We start from the raw sequence: 13770 nt of genomic DNA, 5'->3' as shown, positions 1-13770 counted from the left end.
TTGGTGCCGACAGGTACGCACTCGGTTTCGGAGCAGCCCGGATGACCACCCTCCCCACCACCCACGTCAGCTTCCCCGCCGGGGCGGTGACCGGCGAGTCGCCGGTGCTGGCCGTCCACCCGCTGGCCGACGGCCGGTACGCCGTGGTCACCGAGGCCACCCCCTTCCACCCGCTCGACCACACCTGGCCCGACCAGCCGGCCGACCTCGGCACGCTGACCGTGGGCGGGGTCGCCCACCCGGTGGTGGACTGTCTGACCGGCGCGGTGGGCCCCGAGGGCGGCGAGCCGCTGGTCGGCGCCGACATCCCGGTGCGGCGCGGGGACGAGGAGTGGTCCTGGCTGGTGCTGCACGTGCTGGCCGCCGACCCGGGCGCCGTGGTCGGCGCCACGGCCACGCTCGCGGTGGACGCCGAGCGGCGCGGCCTGCTCTCCGCCTCGCACAGCGGCTGCCACCTGCTGGCGCTGGCCCTGAACGCCGCGCTCGCCCCGCGCTGGCGCAAGGACCCGGGCCGCTCGGACGCCTTCGGGCACCCGGATTTCGACAGCCTGGCGATGGACACCTCGGTGATGGACACCGAGGCCTCCACCGACACCTACCGGATCGGCAAGTCGCTGAAGAAGAAGGGCTTCACCGTGGACGCCGGCGAGGGCTTCCCCGCCCTGGCCGAGGCGCTCCCGGCGCTCACCGAGGACGTCAACGCCCGGCTGGCCGCCTGGGTGGCCGCCGACGCCCCGGTGCGGATCGAGGTGCCCGGCCCCGAGCTGACCGCCCGCCGCCAGTGGCACTGCGAGCTGCCGGACGGCTCGGCGCAGATCTTCTGCGGCGGCACCCACCTGCACCACCTGGGCGAGCTGGCCGAGCTCCGCACCGAGCTGCGGCTCTCCGAGGACGGCAGCGAGCTGGTCGCGGTGACCCGGCCGAAGCGGGCCTGAGCACCCTGCTCATGCCGAAGGGCGGCGGGCCGGAATCGGCCCGCCGCCCTTCGGCACGCTCGGGGAGGCTCAGACCTCGGAGCGGTGGAAGTTGAGGTACGAGCGGGAGGCCGTCGGGCCGCGCTGGCCCTGGTAGCGGGAGCCGTACCGCTCGGAGCCGTACGGGTGCTCGGACGGCGAGGAGAGCCGGAAGAGGCAGAGCTGGCCGATCTTCATGCCCGGGAAGAGCTTGATCGGCAGGGTCGCCACGTTGGAGAGCTCCAGGGTGACGTGGCCGCTGAACCCCGGGTCGATGAAGCCGGCGGTCGAGTGCGTCAGCAGGCCGAGCCGGCCCAGGCTCGACTTGCCCTCCAGCCGGGAGGCGATGTCCTCCGGCAGCGTCACGGTCTCGTAGGTCGAGGCCAGCACGAACTCACCCGGGTGCAGGATGAAGGCCTCGTCGCCCTCCGGCTCGACCAGCCGGGTGAGGTCCGGCTGCTCCTGGGAAGGGTCGATGTAAGGGTACCGGTGGTTTTCGAACACCCGGAAGAAACGGTCGAGCCGGACGTCGATGCTCGACGGCTGGACCATGGCCGGGTCGAACGGGTCGATCTTGACCCGTCCCTTGTCGATCTCGGTACGGATGTCCTTGTCAGAGAGCAGCACGCTTCGAGGTTACGTGCATGACCGTGGGCTGCACGAATCCGTCCAACCCACGGCCGTTGCCGATCGCCGGCCGTCAGGCCAGGAACTCGGCCGCCTCCAGCCGCAGCGCCCGGGCCAGCTGAGCCCCGGAGAGCTCGCTCACGTCGGCCCGGACCGAGCTGCGCAGCCGCCCGCACTGCGGGCACCGGATCAGCCGGCCGGGGCCCAGCCGGGCCGCGCCGAGGTTCTGCATCGGGAACTTGGTGGTGCTGAACAGGTGCCCATCGGCACACCGAACGACCGTCCGCTGCTCCATTGATCCCCTTCCCACTCCGCCAGGAACAGCGACACATTAGGGGATCCACCGGGCCCCCTCCCGGTCGGCTCGCCGACCCCGGCGAGCTTGCGACCGAGCCGGCCCCGGCACCCCGCCAGATGGGCACGAGCACCCGGCGGGATGGGGTAGAGTGGGCGAAGATCGAGCGTCACTGACGGCTCGTCATGCGGGCGTAGTTTAATGGTAGAACAGGAGCTTCCCAAGCTTCTAGCGCGAGTTCGATTCTCGTCGCCCGCTCTCTGCACACCGGAACCCCAGGCCGTCGGCCTGGGGTTCCGTCGTTCCCGGCGGCAGATCGGCCCAGCGGCCGCCGGTCGGGCTAGAGGGTGATCCAGTAGCGGGACTTGGTGCCGATCGAGGTCTCGCGGACGTCCTCCAGGACGCCGCCGTTGGCGCGGATGGTGCGGGCCGAGGGGGCGTTGTCCGGGTCGCAGGTGAGCAGGACGCGGTCGATGCCGAGCTCGCGGGCGAGCGGGAGGGCCTGGGCCAGGGCCCAGGTGGCCAGGCCGCGGCGGCGGGCCGTGGGGCGGATGCTGTAGCCGATGTGGCCGCCGGCCTCGAGCAGGAAGTCGTTCAGGGTGTGGCGCAGGTCGATCGCGCCCAGGTAGGTCTCGCCCTCGACGATCCACCGGTGGGTCGCGTGGACCCGTCCCTCCTCGGGCGGGAGCGTGGTGTCGCCCCGGCGGAGCAGGCGGTCGACCCAGGTGGCGAAGCCCTCCGGAGTGTCCACCTCGTCCTCGGGGGTGAGACCCGCACCGTCCTGGTGGGCCCCGGCGAACTCGGCCCGGGCGTCGAGCCAGGAGGTGTGCAACCGGGTGGTGGGCACGATCAGTCGGAGCATGGCGGCGACCCTAACACCGCCTCCGGCGGCGGATCGGCCCGGCCGATCGGGGGGTTCGGTGGGGCTGAGGGGGTGGTTGTGGGCCGGCCCGGCAGGCCGCAGGCTGGTGGGGGTGCCGGGGGGAACGGTGGGGCCCGGTCGGCGTGGAGGGGGAGGGGCTAGCGTGTCAGTCGGTCTTGGGCAGCCAGCCGCGCTGTGCCGCGTGGACCCCCGCCTCGAAGCGGCTCCGGGCGTCGAGCTTCTCCATCAGGGCGGTGGCGATCCGGCGGGCCGTCCGGTGCGAGACGCCCATCCGCTTGGCGATCGTCTCGTCGGTGTGGCCCTCGGCGAGCAGCCGCAGGGCGGCGCTCTCCTGGCGGTCCAGCTCGGGCCGCTCGGGGCGGCCCACGGCGCCCAGCGGCTGGGCCTCCTCCCAGACGGTCTCGAACAGCGCGCAGAGCGCCACCAGGACGGGCTGGCCGGAGATCACCACGGCACCCGTGCTGGTGTCCTCCGGATCGGCCGGGATCACCGCCGTGGCCCGGTCGATCACCGTCATCCGCAGCGGCAGCACCGCTGCCGTGCGCACCTGGCCGCCCTGCTCGGTGAGCCACTTGGCGTGCGCCACCGTCGCCGAGTCGTTGCGGAGGCTGTCCAGGTAGACCGTCCGCATCTGCACGCCCCGGCCGAGCAGCTGCTCGTTGAGCGGGCGGGCGGCGGCCATGTTGGCCGCGGTCTGCGCCCCGCCGGGGGCGAAGGCCATCACCTCGGTGACGACGTTGTCGGTGAGCGCCTTCAGCCGGTCGCGGATCTGGCCCAGATCGGCCAGGTGCTCCACCGTCACCGGTCCGGCGGCCGGCTGCTGCTCGGCGTGCTCGGCGAGCAGCACCGCGGCGGCGGCCCGGGTGGCCGCCAGCCGCTCCTGGCGCTCGGCGAGCTCGGCCTCGCGGCGGGCCAGCAGGTGCTCCAGGGCGATGTCCGGGCCGACCAGCCGGGGTGGCTCGGAGGAGTCGGGCTCGTACCGCACCAGGGCGAGGTCGGCCAGGGTGCGCCAGGCCTTGCGGACGGTCTCCGGGCTGAGGGCCAGCTGCTCGGCCAGCGCCGCGGCCTCGCTGCGCGGGTGGCTCAGCAGCGCCCGGTAGACCACCTCGGTGGTGGCGTCCAGTCCCAGTAGCTCGAGCATGCTTCCCCGTCCGTCGTTCTCGAACCATTATCCGGGAGTCGGACTGAGCGCACTTACTGGCCCATTTGGGCCAGGGCCCATTTGGGCCATCCGTTCTCTCTTCACACCGTGCTGACCTGCGATGATCCTTGTTCTCGGCGGGGGCGACCGCCCACCCGGAAAGCGAGGAAGACCATCATGCTGCGTGCCCGAATTGTCGAGATCGTCAAGAAATCTGCCGTTGTCGCCGGCGTTACCGGGGCTCTTCTGCTGCCGATCGGTGCCGCTGCGACCGCCGCCGCCCCGGCCGGTTCCGGCCACCCGGTGGCCGTCGCCGACGCCGCGACCACCAGCGGGGTGGCCTCCGCCCCGGTGGTGGCCGACATGGGCTGGCAGTGACGGGCCGGTCATGGAGATCAAGCAGCTCACCACCTTCCACCGGGCCGCGACGGTGCTCAGCTTCACCCGCGCCGCGGCGGAGCTGAAGTACGCGCAGTCCAGCGTGACGGCCCAGATCAAGGGCCTGGAACTCTCGCTCGGCGTCGAGCTCTTCGAGCGGCTGCCCGGCAAGATCCGGCTCACCCCCGAGGGCGAGCGCCTGCTCCCGTACGCCGACCGGATCCTCGGTCTGGTGGACGAGGCCCGGGCGAACACGGTCGGGTGGGCGGAGCCCTCCGGGGTGCTGACCATCGGCACCATGGAGAGCCTCACCTCGTACCGGATGCCGCCGGTGCTGGAGTTCTTCCACCACCGTTACCCGAGGCTGCAGCTCGCGCTGCGGCCCAGCTCCTGCCTGGAGACCTGCGAGGCGCTGCGGCAGGGCGCGTTCGACATGGGCTTCCTGATGGAGGCCGAGACCAGGCACCAGGGGGTCGAGACCGAGGTGCTCGGGCCGGAGCGGCTGGTCGCGGTGGCCGCCCCCGAGCACGCGCTGGTCGGGGCGAAGGGCCTGGCCACCGATGACCTGCGCGGTACGCGCATCCTCGCCCCGGAGGCGGGCTGCGCCTACCGGGAGCTGTTCGAGGCCGAGCTCAACGGCCCCGAGCGGGCGCCCGTGCCGATGCTGGAGTTCGGCAACATCGAGTCGATCAAGCGTGGCGTCTCGGCCGGCCTCGGGGTCAGCGTGCTGCCCGCGATGGCGGTCGCCGACGAGGTCGCCGCCCGTACGCTCTCGGTGCTGGACTGGACCCCGCCGTTCGAGGTCTTCACCCAGATCGCCTGGCGCAAGGGCAAGCAACTCACCCGGGAGATGCAGACGTTCATCGATTGGACGGTGCGCTTCATGGACCAGGACGAGCTGGATCTGGCCGTCTGAGCCGCTGGGCGGGCGGGGCTGCGGGGAGCAGCCCGGCGGTGCGGAGCAGGTTCAGTGCGGTGAGCCGCAGCTGGTCGCCGGTCAGCCAGAGCAGGGCCGTGCCGTCGCCGGGCGCGCGGACCCGGCTCACCTGCACCAAGTCGTGCGGGGCGTCGGCGGTCGGGTCGGGGGCGGTGCCGTGGTGGACGGCCGCACCGGGCAACTCGCCGAGCAGGGCGAGGAGTTCGGCTCGGTCGACCGGCTCGGCGCAGTCCAGCCAGAGCGCGGCGGCCTGGCCGTGGAGCACCGGCACCCGGATGCAGTCGGCCACCAGGTCGAGGGCCGGCAGGCCGAGCAGCCGGCGGCACTCGGCGGCCAACGCCGCTTCCTGTTGGCCGGGTTGACCGTCGGCATCCTCCTCCGGGAGCAGTGCGAAGGGCCGGATGCCGGGGTGCTCGGCGCCGGGAGAGCCCGCCTCGGGGTCACCGAGGGCCGCTCGGGTGCTCTCCTGGAGCTCCGCCGGGGCCGCCAGGCCCAGCGCCGAGGCCGATTGGTAGCCGCTCACCACGGCTCGGCGCAGGCCCCAGCGGCGGGCGACCGGGCCCAGTACCGGCGCCAGCAGGGCGGTCAGGCCACCGGGGGTGGCAGCCAGGCCGACGGGGGTGGGGCCGGTGCTGGGGGAGCCGGATCCGAGCAGGGGGGTGCTCGGGTCCAGCCGGTACGCGGCGCTGGCGTCCACCGCTCGGACGCCGGCGGCGCGGGCCGTCGGCACCCAGCGGGCGCTGACCGACTCGGGGGTGCAGAACAGTGCGAGGTCGACCGTGGTGAAGTCGAACTCGGCTGTATCGAGCAGGAGTTGGTCCTCGCCCCGGACGGTGACCGGCCGCCCGGCGGAGCGGGCGGAGGCGAGCAGGCGCAGGCCGCGGTGCGGGAGGGCGTGGTCGGCGATCAGGTCGAGCACCGCTGTGCCCACCGCGCCGGTGGCGCCGACCAGGGCGATGCGAGGGGAGCCCTGGTCGGCGCGGGGGGCCGCCCGGGTGAGCCGGGGGATCGCCTGGGCGGGCCGGGAGGCAGCCTGAGTGATCAGGGGGGTCGCCTGGGTGGGCCGGGAGGCGCCGAGGCCGTCGAGTGGCGCCATGGCGACTCCGATCCACTGGGTCCGATGATCGCCCATCGTCCAGGAGGGCCCGCCCGCCCGGCAATGCCGGGCGGGCGGGGAACTCCGATGCGCCCCATCAGGGGTGCCGATCGGCCCCGGCCGGCAGGCGGGAGGGGAGCCTGCGGACCGGGGCCGATCGGTGCCCCTGACGGGCCGACTGCGGTGTGGTTACTGCCCGTTGACCGCCGAGTTGATCAGGGTGGCGGTGCTGCCGTTCCAGAGCACGGCGTAGGAGGTGTTGTCGGTATTGCCGCCCTCCTGGTAGCCGCCGAGCGAGGCGATCGCGGTGCCGAGGCCGGCCGCCGGGGAGTTGAAGCCCTGCATCAGCAGCGAACCGGAGACACCGGTGTGGAAGTTGTCGCAGGGGAAGACCAGCTGGGAGGCGTAACTCCCGTACTTCTGGGTGCTGGTGAAGCACTGCAGCGGCTGGTCGCGGTTGTCCGGGTAGCCGGTGATCTCGACGCTGTTGCTGCTGCCGGCGTCGGTGCGCCAGGCGTTGCCGCCGACCACGTCCTGGACCCGCTTGCCGTTCAGGTCGTTCAGCACGATGAACCCGAAGTCGTAGTCCGGGTTGAGGTTGTTGCGCCAGGCGCTCGCGTAGTAGCGGGTCTTGACCGTCCACTTGCCGTACGGGGACTGGCCGTCGTGGTAGCCGGGCACGAAGACGGGGGTCGGCATCACGGTGGCGGGCAGCCAGCTGGTGAGGCGGTTCCAGAGGCAGTGGCCGGCGGTGGCGATCACGTTGCGGCTGCCGGTGTTGATCACCGTGCCGGTGCAGCGCTCGTGCACCGGGCCCACGTCGAAGAAGAGCGCGCCGACGGTGGGCAGGCCGGTGGTCGGGGTGGTGGCGACCTGGGCCTGCAGGTGGGTGGTGGCGGCGACCGGGGCGGGCCCGGCCGAGCGGGTGGTGGTCGGGCCGGCCGGGGCGCCGGCGGCCGGGCGGCCCGAGGTGGCGGGCTTCGGCTGGGTGCGCCAGACCGGCGGGATCGCCGAGGGGCCGAGGCCGGTCGGCGCGGCGGCCTGGACGGACGCGGCGGGGCCGTCGGCCTGGACGGCCGCGCGCATCGCCTCGGGCGTCCAGTGGTCGGCGGCGGCCTGGGCGGCGGCCGGGTCGGTGGTCTCGGGGATCCGCTCGACGCCGGTGTAGGCGGAGAACGGGACGGGCTCGGGGCGCGGAGCGGCGAGGGCGGGCGCGGCGAGCACGCCGGCCAGCGCCAGGGCCGTGATGCCTGCCACGGCCGCGCGTTGGAAGAGGACCACGTGGTTCAAGAGGTCTCCCGGAGGATCGGCCGGTGCCGGGGCACCGGCGGTCGGTTTCCCCGGTGATCCTGCGGGTGGGGGCCATACCGGGCCGATGCCCCGGCCATCACATGGTGGTCGGGGCACCGGCCCGCCCCGGTGGGCCCGCCGGCGTCGGGCTCCCCGGGTCAGTCGGTCGGCGCAGCGGCTACGCCGACCTGGTCAGGCGGTCTCGGGAGCGGGAGCGAGAGCGGGGGCGGTCTCGGGGGCGGGGTTGCCGGTGGTGGAGTCGGTCAGCTCGCGCAGCCGGCGCAGCGGGCCGGCCAGCAGCACGGCGGGCACCGAGAGCAGACCCAGGCAGGTGAGCAGCAGGGCGGTGCGGGGGTCGGTGGCGGTGGCCACGGCCCCGGCGGTGAGCGCGCCCAGTGGTACGGCGCCCCAGGAGATGAACCGGACCGAGGCCATCACCCGCGGCAGCAGCTCCGGCGGGGCCACGGTCTGGCGGTGGGTGCGGGTGAGGATGCTGAGCACCACCACCCCGGCGGAGAAGCCCGCGTTGCCGAGCGCGAACAGCACCAGGCCCCAGCCGTGGCCGGCCAGCGGCATCAGGAAGGCGGTGGCGGTGCCGACCAGGCTGGCCAGCAGCAGGGCCCGGGCGCTGCCGTACCGGCGGCCGAGCGCCGGGGTGCGGGCGGCCAGCAGCAGGGAGCCGAGGCCGTCGGTGGCCATCAGCAGGCCGACCACCCCGGCCGGGGCGCCCAGGGTGCGCACCAGGAAGACCGGCATCAGCGCCATCAGCGCCCCGCAGCCGAAGTTGACCAGGGTGGCCAGCGCGACGCAGATCCGGATCACCGGGTGGTGCAGCACGAACCGCAGCCCCTCCTTGATCTGCTCCAGGAAGGGCACCCGGGCCGCCCCCGGCGCGGCGGCGGGCGGGGTCGAGGGCAGCGAGCGGAGCAGCGCGGCCGAACAGAGATAGCTGGCGGTGTCCACCAGCAGGCTCGCCGCGCCGCCGAGCAGCTGCACCAGCAGCCCGCCGAGCGAGGGGCCGCCGAGCTGGGTGGCGGAGAAGGCGGCCGAGGTGGTGCTGTTGCGCGCGGTCAGCTCCTCGGTGGGCACGATCGAGGGCAGGAAGGAGGAGTTCGCCACGTCGAAGACGACCGTGGCGAAGCCCACCACCAGGGTGACGACCACGAGTTGGGCCAGCGAGAGCAGGCCGAGGGCGGCCGCCGCCGGCACCGAGGCGATCGCCGCGGCCCGGGCGAGGTCCATCGAGACCTGCACTCCGCGCAGCGGCACCCGCTGCACCAGCACGCCGGCCGGGAGGCTGATCAGCAGCCAGGCGATGCTGCCGGCGGCGGTCAGCAGGCTGATCTCGAAGCTGCCGGCGTGCAGCGTGGTGACGGCGATCAGCGGGAGGGCGACCCCGGTGACGGCGGTGCCGGTGTTGCTGACGGTCGAGGCGGTGAAGTAGCGCCAGAACGCGCGGCTGCCCTCGCTCCGTGCGGTGCTGCTCCCGCCGTTCTCGTCACGGCGGGCCCGCCCGCCGGGTCTCGCGGCAGGTCGGTCGATCGCGTCGGTCATGGCCACCCCCGAGTCAGTTCCCTTAGGGAACTGACTCTAGCGGACGGCTCGACCTGGGGCAGGATGGGGGTATGCGCTACACGGATCTGACGGGGCAGACGGACTGCTCGATCGCCCAGGCCCTGGGAGTGGTCGGCGACGCCTGGACGCTGCTGCTGGTCCGTGACGTGGCGGGCGGGGTGCACCAGTTCGACGCGCTGCAGGAGCGCCTCGGCATCAGCCGCAAGGTGCTGACCGTGCGGCTGCAGGCCCTGGTCGAGGACGGCGTGCTGGCGAAGCACCTCTACCACCAGCGCCCGCCGCGCTACGAGTACCGGCTGACCGAGGCCGGGCGCGGCCTGCTGCCGGTGCTCGCGGCGCTCCAGGACTGGGGCTCGCGGTACGTGCTGGGCGACGGCTCGCTCTCCGCGACCAGCGAGGCCGATTCGGCCGAGACCCGTCGGGTGCACGGCCTGGTCGGCTCCCGGGTGCCCGAGGCGCTGCTGCCCGCCGCGACGGCGGCCGGGCCGGCCGGGGCGCTCGACCCGGTGGCCGAGGGCCACCGGTGGACGGCGCTCTACTGTTACCCCGGCGCGTTCCTGCCCACCGCCCAGGCGTACCCGCCCGGTTGGGGCGAGATCCCCGGCGCCCGGGGCTGCACGCTCGAATCCTGCACCTATCGCGACCGGTTGGCCGAGTTCGCCGCCCGGGGCGTGGCCGTGCGCGGCGTCAGCACCGGACGGCCGGACCAGCTCGCGGAGTTCGCCGCGCACGAGGGGATCCAGTTCCCGCTGCTCTCCGACGCCGAGCTCCAACTCGCCGTCGGGCTAAGGCTGCCGACCTTCCGGGCCGCCGGGGTGGACCGGCTGAAGCGGCTGACCCTGGTGGTGGACGGGGAGCGGGTGGTGCGGGGCGTGCTCTACCCCTTGCCGGATCCGGCCGGGTCGGTGGAGGACGTGCTGGCGCTGATCGATTCGCTGGCGGGGGCGTCGGAGGCAGGTCAGGCGGCGGAGCCCGGTTCGGCGGCGGGGCCGGGTTCGGCGGGCTGAGCGGCGGGCTGGTGGTCCGGGCAGTCGAGGCGGAGGGCGTGGTCGCCGAAGGGGGCGTCCACGAAGGCGCAGTGGTGCGGGTGCGCCGGGTCCTCCGGGTGGGCGTCCGGGCGGTAGAACCGGCAGGTCACGCAGGTGCGGGAGACCGGGATGGCGCGGTGCTGCTGGAGCACCCGGATCATCGTGGTGGTGCCGCGCAGCATGGCCGCCACGTCCTGCTCGGGCAGCGCTGACAGCGCCTCGCGGAGCGGCTCCGGCACGACGGCCAGGCGGTCGGCCTCGGCCAGGCCGGCGGGGGAGAGGGTGAGCGTGACGGCCCGGGAGTCGACCGGGTCGCGGTGGCGCTCGACCAGCTGCTTGGTGGTCAGGGTGCGGACGGCGTCGCTCACGGTGGGGGCGGTGGAGGCCAGGGCGGTGACGATCTCGCCCTGCCGCCGGGGCCGTCGGTCGCCGGCCAGGAAGAGCAGGATGTCGGCCTGCAGCGGCGTCAGTTTGACCGGGCCGGCGTTGTGCCAGGCGCTCAGCCGCACCGCCTGGCCGAGCCTGGTCAGGCCGATCAGCAGCTGCTCTTCCGGGGAGAGGCCCGGGAGTCCGTCCTGTGCTGCGTCCACCCTCGGACCTCCCTGCCTGTCGTGACCCCTTGCATTCTAGGTAGCGCCAACTATATTTGGCACTGCCAACAAGAAGTTGGCAGTGCCAAACAAGTGACCGAGGAGCCTTCCGTGTCCCGTCTGTCCACCGTGCACCCCGACACTGCCACCCCCGCCGCCAAGGACCTGCTCGACAAGGTCGACCGGGCGCTCGGCGGGACGCCCAACATGATGCGGGCGATGGCCGTTTCGCCCGCCGTGCTCGACGGCTACCTCTCGTTCAGTGGTGCCCTCGCCAAGGGCCGGCTCTCTGCCGCGCTGCGCGAGCAGATCGCCCTGCTCGCGGCGGCCGAGAACGCCTGCGAGTACTGCTACGCCGCCCACCACGTGCTCGGTGCCCGGGCCGGGGTCGGGGCCGTGGACCTGGCGGGCGGCGCGCACGCCGAGGCGACCGACCCGCGGGACGCGGCGGCGCTGCGCTTCGCCAGGGCGGTCATCCGCACCAAGGGGTCCGTCTCCGACGAGGAGTTGGCGGCCGTCCGGGCGGCCGGGTACGGCGACGGGGAGATCGGGGAGATCATCGGCGCCGTCGCGCTGAACGTCTTCACCAACTACTTCAACTCGGTGGCGCGGACGGAGGTGGACTTCCCGGCGGTGCACCTGCCGGTGCTGGGGTGACGGGCGTCCGAATACCGGATGAGTGAGGGTCAACCATTGGGCGGGTGGCGGTCGTTACGTAGGATTGTCGCCATGGGACCTTTGACGCCTGATCGTTCGGAACTCGTACTCGGTCTGATCTGCTTCTTCCTCATCTTCGGGATACTCGGCAAGCTGCTGCTGCCCCGGATCGAACGCGTGCTGGCCCAGCGCGAGGACGCCATCGAGGGCGGGCAGGCCCGGGCCGAGGCGCAACTGGCCGAGGCGCAGCGGGTGTACGAGGAGTACCGCGCCGAGATCGCCGCCGCCCGGCAGGAGGCCGCGCAGATCCGGCAGACCGCGGCGGAGCAGGGGGCCGCCTACCTGGCCGAGGTGCGGGCCGAGGGCATCGCGCAGCGGGACCGGGTGGTGGCTGCGGCGAAGGTGCAGTTGGAGGCTGACCGGGTGATCGCCGAGGCCGAGCTGCGCGAGGATGTCGCGCGGGTGGCCGTCGAGTTGGCGGGCCGGATCCTGGGGGAGTCGGTGGCGGAGCTGCCGAGCACTCAGGCCGTGGTGGACGGGTTCTTTGCTGAGAGTGCCGCTGTCTGATTTGCACTTGGGCCCACTTGCGCTGTCCGTTGACGGTGCAAGTGGGCCTTCTGCGTTCCGATGCAGCGGAGTGGGGGGTTCTCGCGCAGTTCCCCGCGCCCCTGAAAGGACGACCTACCGCCCCAAGCTGGTAAGCCACTTGAAGAGGTTCGGGAGGGTCTGGGTCCAGGCTTGGGGGTCGTGGGCCGTGGTCAGGGGTTGGACGGTGACGGTGGTGGGGGAGGCGGCGGCGAGGGCCTGGGCGTCTTCGAGGCCGTCGCCGGGGGCGCCGGCGGTGTAGAGGGGGAGGGTGGGGGTGCGGTGGATCAGGGTGAGGAGGTCGGCCTGGGTGCGGCGGGTGGGGTCCTGGCCGACGGGTGAACTGGGCTGCTCGGCAGGGTCGTTGTAGCCGGAGAGGCTGGCGGCGGCGCCGTAGCGGTCGGGGTGTTCGAGGGCGAGGCGGGCGGCGCAGTGGCCGCCGCCCGCGTAGCCGGCCAGGGCCCAGTGGCGGGCCTCTGTCCGGACCCGGAAGTGGTCGAGCAGGAACTGCGGCACGTCCCGGGTGAGCCAGCTCTCGGCCTTGGGGCCGCCGGGGAGGTCGGCGCAGCCGTTGTCGCTCTCGCCGGCCAGGTGGCTGGTCTGGGGGGCGACCAGGACGAAGGGCAGCGCGGAGCCGTCGGCGGCGAAGGGGGCGAGCTGGGTGGAGGCGCCGAGGGTGGAGAACCAGGTGTCGGGGGCGGCCGGGCGGCCGGGGAGCAGCTCGACGACCGGGAAGGTCTTGTCCCGGTAGGCCGGGTCGTCGTACTGCGGCGGGAGCCAGACCAGCACCTCGCCGGTGACTCCGGAGACCTTGCCCTGGAGCTTGGTCATCCGGACGTCGTTGGGCACGTTCGGGTCGTGCGGGGCTTCGAACTTCACGCCCGGGGCGGCGGCGTCCACCCGGCGGTCGGGGGAGCCGGGGGTGGCCGAGCTGCCGGAGGCCGGGCCGGCGGCCGGGGCCGTGCGGTGGTCGGGCAGCAGGGTGAGGCCGAGCGCGGGCACCAGCACGGCGGTGAGGGCCAGCGCGGCGCGGGTGGTGGTGCGGCGGCGGCGCAGGCGGCGGCCGCCGTGCACGATCGCGGCGTACGGGGCGGCGGAGGGCGCGAGGCTCTCGGCGCCCTCGGCGAGGGCCTGCCGCAGGGCCGGCGCCTCGGGAGTGGTGTGGTGGTCAGGCCCGGTCATGGAGCACCTCCGGTCGGCTGGTGGGGGCGGCGGCCGTCGGGCCGGTGAGGTCGGTCAGGCCGGGGAACTCCCGGAGCTTGGCCAGGCCCTTGGCGGCCTGGCTCTTCACGGTGCCGACCGAGCAGCCGAGGGCGGCCGCGGTCTGCTCGGCGGAGAGGTCCTCCCAGTAGCGGAGCACCACCACGGCCCGCTGGCGGGCGGGCAGGCTCGCGAGCGCGGCCATCAGCACCCGGCGCTGGTCGGCCTGGGCGTCGGCGGCCGGCGGGCGCGGGCCGTAGGGCTCGGGCAGGTCGTCGGTCGGGTGCTCCAGCGGGCGGCGCTTGCGGAAGCGGTCGATGTTGCAGGTGACCAGCACCCGGCGCAGGTAGGCGTCCGGGTTGTCGCTCCGGCGGATCCGCCGCCAGGAGGCGTACACCTTGGTGAGTGCGGTCTGCGCGAGGTCCTCGGCGTGGTGGCGGTCCCCGGTGAGCAGGTACGCGGTGCGGACCAGCCCGTTCCATCGGCCCTGCACGAAGCTGCTGAACTCCGCCTCGTCGTCGATGCCCATCGGCAC

The 13770-nt window shown here is 73.8% G+C and carries 16 protein-coding genes and 1 tRNA gene; 7 read left to right on the top strand and 10 right to left on the bottom strand.

The annotated features are described in order from the left end of the window. The first annotated feature begins 41 nt into the window (after nt 1-41). Complete coding sequence (locus tag CFP65_RS18450) at nt 42-935, top strand: metal-dependent hydrolase (RefSeq protein ID WP_104817138.1); 894 nt, start codon at nt 42-44, stop codon at nt 933-935. A 69-nt stretch (nt 936-1004) separates the two neighbouring features. Here the strand turns inward: CFP65_RS18450 and dcd are convergent, their stop codons facing one another. Continuing rightward, on the bottom strand, nt 1005-1580 hold the full coding sequence (gene dcd / locus CFP65_RS18445; RefSeq protein ID WP_104817137.1) for a dCTP deaminase: 576 nt from the start codon (nt 1578-1580) through the stop codon (nt 1005-1007). Nucleotides 1581-1653: 73 nt separating this feature from the next. Next, entirely contained in the window at nt 1654-1812 is a 159-nt protein-coding gene (locus tag CFP65_RS18440) for a hypothetical protein (RefSeq protein WP_371682432.1), read from the bottom strand. Between the two features lie 250 nt (nt 1813-2062). On the opposite strand from CFP65_RS18440, the gene CFP65_RS18435 reads away from it, so the two are divergent. Continuing rightward, nucleotides 2063-2133: transfer RNA gene (locus tag CFP65_RS18435), tRNA-Gly, on the top strand. An 82-nt stretch (nt 2134-2215) separates the two neighbouring features. Here CFP65_RS18435 and CFP65_RS18430 read toward each other — a convergent pair. Further along, the gene (locus tag CFP65_RS18430; protein WP_104817135.1) at nt 2216-2737 is read right to left on the bottom strand and encodes a GNAT family N-acetyltransferase; all 522 of its coding nucleotides are present in this window, start codon (nt 2735-2737) and stop codon (nt 2216-2218) included. Nucleotides 2738-2903: 166 nt separating this feature from the next. After that, complete coding sequence (locus CFP65_RS18425; RefSeq protein WP_104817134.1) at nt 2904-3899, bottom strand: helix-turn-helix transcriptional regulator; 996 nt, start codon at nt 3897-3899, stop codon at nt 2904-2906. A 177-nt stretch (nt 3900-4076) separates the two neighbouring features. Here CFP65_RS18425 and CFP65_RS18420 point away from each other — a divergent pair, with 177 nt between their 5' ends. Together CFP65_RS18420 and CFP65_RS18415 are read left to right on the top strand one after the other, a co-directional pair. Continuing rightward, nucleotides 4077-4277 carry a hypothetical protein gene (locus CFP65_RS18420; protein ID WP_104817133.1) on the top strand — a complete coding sequence of 67 codons (201 nt, stop codon included), beginning with the start codon at nt 4077-4079 and terminating at the stop codon, nt 4275-4277. Between the two features lie 10 nt (nt 4278-4287). Then, the gene (locus CFP65_RS18415; protein WP_104817132.1) at nt 4288-5193 is read left to right on the top strand and encodes a LysR family transcriptional regulator; all 906 of its coding nucleotides are present in this window, start codon (nt 4288-4290) and stop codon (nt 5191-5193) included. Here the strand turns inward: CFP65_RS18415 and CFP65_RS18410 are convergent. The 3 genes from CFP65_RS18410 to CFP65_RS18400 all read right to left on the bottom strand — a co-directional run bounded on the left by CFP65_RS18410 (nt 5159) and on the right by CFP65_RS18400 (nt 9154). Then, a complete protein-coding gene (locus tag CFP65_RS18410) occupies nt 5159-6310 on the bottom strand; it encodes an Asd/ArgC dimerization domain-containing protein (protein ID WP_158702232.1) in 1152 nt (383 codons plus the stop codon). The two genes, CFP65_RS18415 and CFP65_RS18410, sit on opposite strands and share 35 nt — an antisense overlap. 189 nt (nt 6311-6499) lie before the next feature. Further along, the gene (locus CFP65_RS18405; RefSeq protein ID WP_104817130.1) at nt 6500-7600 is read right to left on the bottom strand and encodes a serine protease; all 1101 of its coding nucleotides are present in this window, start codon (nt 7598-7600) and stop codon (nt 6500-6502) included. 192 nt (nt 7601-7792) lie between these two features. Beyond that, nucleotides 7793-9154 (bottom strand): MFS transporter, encoded by a 1362-nt coding sequence (locus CFP65_RS18400; protein ID WP_104820969.1) that lies wholly within the window; start codon nt 9152-9154, stop codon nt 7793-7795. Nucleotides 9155-9225: 71 nt separating this feature from the next. Between CFP65_RS18400 and CFP65_RS18395 the strand changes: the two genes are divergently transcribed. Beyond that, entirely contained in the window at nt 9226-10182 is a 957-nt protein-coding gene (locus tag CFP65_RS18395; protein WP_104817129.1) for a winged helix-turn-helix transcriptional regulator, read from the top strand. On the opposite strand, the gene CFP65_RS18390 is transcribed toward CFP65_RS18395, so the two are convergent. Beyond that, the gene (locus tag CFP65_RS18390; RefSeq protein WP_104817128.1) at nt 10134-10793 is read right to left on the bottom strand and encodes a MarR family winged helix-turn-helix transcriptional regulator; all 660 of its coding nucleotides are present in this window, start codon (nt 10791-10793) and stop codon (nt 10134-10136) included. The two genes, CFP65_RS18395 and CFP65_RS18390, sit on opposite strands and share 49 nt — an antisense overlap. A 111-nt stretch (nt 10794-10904) precedes the next feature. Here CFP65_RS18390 and CFP65_RS18385 point away from each other — a divergent pair, with 111 nt between their 5' ends. Together CFP65_RS18385 and atpF are read left to right on the top strand one after the other, a co-directional pair. Further along, nucleotides 10905-11450: a carboxymuconolactone decarboxylase family protein gene (locus tag CFP65_RS18385; RefSeq protein ID WP_104817127.1), complete on the top strand. Its 546-nt coding sequence runs from the start codon at nt 10905-10907 to the stop codon at nt 11448-11450. 72 nt (nt 11451-11522) lie between these two features. After that, nucleotides 11523-12017 carry a F0F1 ATP synthase subunit B gene (atpF, locus tag CFP65_RS18380; protein WP_104817126.1) on the top strand — a complete coding sequence of 165 codons (495 nt, stop codon included), beginning with the start codon at nt 11523-11525 and terminating at the stop codon, nt 12015-12017. 114 nt (nt 12018-12131) lie between these two features. Here the strand turns inward: atpF and CFP65_RS41830 are convergent, their stop codons facing one another. Both CFP65_RS41830 and CFP65_RS18370 read right to left on the bottom strand, forming a co-directional pair. Further along, a complete protein-coding gene (locus tag CFP65_RS41830) occupies nt 12132-13217 on the bottom strand; it encodes an esterase family protein (protein WP_104817125.1) in 1086 nt (361 codons plus the stop codon). Then, nucleotides 13204-13764 (bottom strand): SigE family RNA polymerase sigma factor, encoded by a 561-nt coding sequence (locus CFP65_RS18370; protein ID WP_104817124.1) that lies wholly within the window; start codon nt 13762-13764, stop codon nt 13204-13206. The genes CFP65_RS41830 and CFP65_RS18370 overlap by 14 nt, the downstream gene beginning before the upstream one ends. Nucleotides 13765-13770: the final 6 nt, after the last annotated feature.

Source organism: Kitasatospora sp. MMS16-BH015 (genome assembly GCF_002943525.1).
Lineage (GTDB): Bacteria > Actinomycetota > Actinomycetes > Streptomycetales > Streptomycetaceae > Kitasatospora.
Note: the sequence above shows the minus strand (reverse complement) of the source record. Positions and strands in the feature narration are given on the sequence as shown.